This is a genomic window from Caulobacter sp. (genome assembly GCF_035254145.1).
Taxonomy (GTDB): Bacteria; Pseudomonadota; Alphaproteobacteria; order Caulobacterales; family Caulobacteraceae; genus Caulobacter.
The window spans coordinates 1-3,648 of the sequence record NZ_DATFAV010000224.1 but is presented as its reverse complement, the minus strand read 5'-3'; the positions used below and the strand labels follow the sequence as shown (position 1 = coordinate 3,648).

Annotated in this window: 2 protein-coding genes; both read right to left on the bottom strand. The window is 65.1% G+C overall.

Features of this window, described 5'->3' with window-relative positions; genetic code table 11:
• Positions 1-1,021: phosphatidylinositol-specific phospholipase C1-like protein (locus tag VJ655_RS14035; RefSeq protein ID WP_324112073.1), on the bottom strand; the 1,021-nt coding region annotated here is incomplete at its 3' end.
• Between the two features lie 65 nt (positions 1,022-1,086).
• A partial coding sequence (locus VJ655_RS14030) for a TonB-dependent receptor (protein ID WP_324112071.1) occupies positions 1,087-3,648 on the bottom strand: 2,562 nt, incomplete at its 5' end.

Here is a 3,648-nt window from a genome sequence, read left to right as displayed (position 1 = left end):
ATTGCGCGCCCGAGGCGAAGGCCGCCTCGCGGCGGCGCGTGTCATTGGTCCTGGCTTCGGCGGTGTCGCTGTCGGCGCGGGTCCGGACCACAAAACCGGCGCGCACCGCGGCCTGGATGCGGTCTTGCTGGCCGATCGGATCGTTCAGCGTGAAGTAGGCGGCGTAGTCGGCGGCCTCGTCCAACGCGTTGACGAAGATCGGCAAGCCTTCCAGCGAGGTATGGCCCCGCAAATAGAGCTTCACCTTCGGGGCGTGCTCGTCCAGGGCGAAGAACACCTTGCCGCGCGCTCGCGACAGCTTGGGCCAACCGCCAGCCATCGCGCCCTCGCGCAGGGTCTTGTGCGTTCCGCGCACCTGGTCGGGGGTGATCAGCTCGCCCTCGGGGAACACCGCGCGGATCTCGGCGTCCAGCGCGTCGAAAGCCTTCTCGTCATAGGGCAGGGGCTTCACGCCGCCGGGCAGATAGGCCTCGCCGTCCTTGGCGTTGAGCATGATCAGCAGCGGGATGTGGTCGGGATGGACCTTGGACCAGCGCCGGATTTCCTCCAGGCAGCTCTTGAAGGTCGGGCAGCTGGCGCGGACGTCGACGTCGGTCATGTGCTGGACCTTGAAGCCCGGCGCGGACATCTGGCTGGCGTCGAACGGAACGGCGCCGGGCTGGTCCTTGGTCATCCGGGCCAGGGCCGGATCGGCGTAGCGGCCGCCCTCGGGATCATAGGCGACGTCCAGTTCGATCTGGCGCATCCCCAGGTCCAGCTGGCGGGTAAGGGTGGGATGCCAGTAGTCCAGCGAACGCCCCTGCGGAGGCGAGGCCTTGGCGATCATCGCCATCTCGACCGGCGGGATGCGGGTCTTGTAGCTGTTGTGGGTGCCGACCGATTGCAGGTCGTTCAGGCGAAGGTCCTTTGAAGCGCGGCCGGACAGTTCGGCCGCATTCACGGACGGGGCCGCCGACAGTGCCGTCAAAAGGGCGAGCGCGCCGGCGACGGCGCATGGGAACGCACGCTTGCGGTCGGTCATGATCGTCATGTCTCTCGCGAGGAAGCTGGGCGAGCGGGAGCGAGCGCTCCCGCCCGGAAGGAGCGTCAGAAGTTGTAGATGGCCTTCAGGCTGATCGTGCGGCCCGACGTCGTGGCGCTGTAGAGACGGTCGGTGCTGTCCGAATACTGCTCGTAGGGCTCGTCGGTGAGGTTGAGCGCGTTGAGGGTCAGCTTCAGGCGCGGCGTGACGGCGTAGAAGGCGGTCATGTCCACGAAGAGCGACTCGTGGAAGCCGCGCTCGTTCTCGTCGGTGTTCCCCGACTGCACCGCCAGGATGTACTTGCTGCGATAGGCGGCCGACACGCGAGCGCCCCACTTCTCGGTCTCGTAGTACAGCGTGGCGTTGGCCGTGTGTTTCGAGAGGCCGGCGAACGGCTTGTACTGGCTCTTGCCCGTGCCCGCGACGTTCTCATATAGCGTGTCGCCGGTCACGTGCGTGTAGTTGACGATGGCGCCCAGGTTGTTGAACGGCGCGGGCAGGAAGTCGAAGTCGCGCTTGAAGGCGATCTCGTAGCCCGTGACCGTCGCGTCGTTGATGTTGATGGGCATGGAGAACTTGTAGATCGTGTCGGCGGTCTGCGGGGCGCCGTTGGCGTCGACCGTTCCGAGGAACGATAGCGGATAGCCGGTGTCGCCGAACCGGACGTTCACCAGCGACGAGCCGGTCAGGTTCTTCAGGTCCTTGTTGAACACCGACAGCGACACGTAGCCCGCGCCCTTGAAGTAGTATTCGGCGGCCACCTCGAGGTTGGTCGAGGTCATGGGCTTGAGATCCGGATTGCCGGCCGAGATCGACAGGTCGCCCTTGCTGGCGTCGTTCTGGATCGTGCCCGAGACGTTCAGCGAGCCGAGCGCGACACGCGAGACGTTCTTGGCGGCGCTAAAGCGCAGGATCGCCTGGGGCGTGACGTCCCACGCCAGGTTCAGGGTCGGCAGCACGTCGGAATAGGAACGCTGGATCGACACTTGCTTGACCCCGACGGGGCCGTCCGAGGTGATCTTGGTGTCGTAGTAGCGCAGGCCGGCGTTGCCGCGCAGAGAGCCCATCGGCATGTCCAGCGGCGCCATCTCGTATTGGGCGTAGGCGGCCTTGGTCTCTTCGGTCACGATGTTCTTGTTGGCCACGGTCGGCAGCCAGCGGGCGATGCCCAGTTTGGCGAACACGCCGGGGATGTCGGTGCTGAGCCACACGTTGTCCGGATGGCTGCGGTCGACATAGGTCAGGTCCGAATAGACCGTGCGGCTGAGCGTTCCGGCGTTGAGAGCCGCGGCGTAATTAGCCGTCGCGACGCTGTACTCGTTCTTGTAGCGCTTGGCCGAGACCCCGCCCGACAGCTTGCCGCCGGTGGCGAAGTCATAGACCAGATCGGCCTTCGCCGTGTCGAAGTCGTTCTTCAGTTCCGGCTGCCAGATGTCGAGGTCGCTGTAGCGGTAGAGCGAGGAATTGGTGGTGTCGAATGCGTAGGTGTTGCGGCCGCTGAAGCCGTTGCGGAAGTCCAGGGTCATGTCGCCGGTGGCGATCATGTAGACCTTGGACTTGTTGTCGATGAAGTGCGTGTCCTCGTGGCCGATCAGGCCGGTCAGCCGCAGATCGTCGCGCAGCTTCCAGTCGAAGTTGAACACTGCCTGGTGGATATTGGAATCGGCGTCCTCGATCGCGCTTTCCGACACCACCGTCGTGTTCTTCAGGGCGTAGTAGGTGACCTTGTTGTTCTTGTCGTACTCGAGCGCTGTGACCGACGAGCACTTCTTTTCCGTGGCCGGGCCGGTGACCAGGCTATAGCAACCCATGCCGGTCGAGGTGCCGGTGGCGTGCTGGATGTGCAGCTCGTCGCGGTTGTTGTGGAGCTGGCCGTACAGCAGGTCCAGGCCCAGGGTCAGATTGTCGGTCGCCTTGAACTGCAGGGCCAGGGTGACGCCCAGGCGCTCGATGTCGTTCTTAAAGATGATCGGGCGGGCGCCGCGCGGGAACCACAGGCTCTTACCGCTGATCAGGGCCTGGGTCGAGGCGGGCAGGGCGCTGATGTCGGCGCTCTGGGCGTTCACCTGCCGCCAGCGAACGGTGTCATAACCGGTGTCCGCCGTATCGCGGCGGCTGTAGGCTACCGAGGCGAGCGCGCCGAAGCGACCCCAGGTGTTGCTGAACAGGCCGGCGAAGCGGCGGTCCACCGACGAGGTGTGACTGTTGTCGCCGGCCTGGAGCGAGAAGGCGCCCTTGTGGCCCGAATAGTCGAATGGGCGAGGGGTGTAGAGGGCCACCGTGCCGGCCAGACCGCCTTCGTCCAGATTGGCCGAATAACTCTTGTGGACGTCGACGCGGCTGAATAGCTCCGAGGCGAAGATGTTGTAGTCGAAGCCTCGCGAACGGCTGACCGAACCACGCGAGTCGTAGGCCGACGACGTCGTGCCCAGAGCCTCCATGCCGTTCAGCAGCACCTGGGTGAAGTCGGGACCCAGGCCGCGCAGTTGGATCTGGCGGCCTTCGCCGGATTCGCGGTTGATCGTCAGGCCCGGAATGCGCTGCAGCGCATCGGCCAGGTTCTGCTCGGGGAACTGGGCGATATCCTCGGCCACGACCGAGTCCACGACGCCCAACGCGTTTTTCTT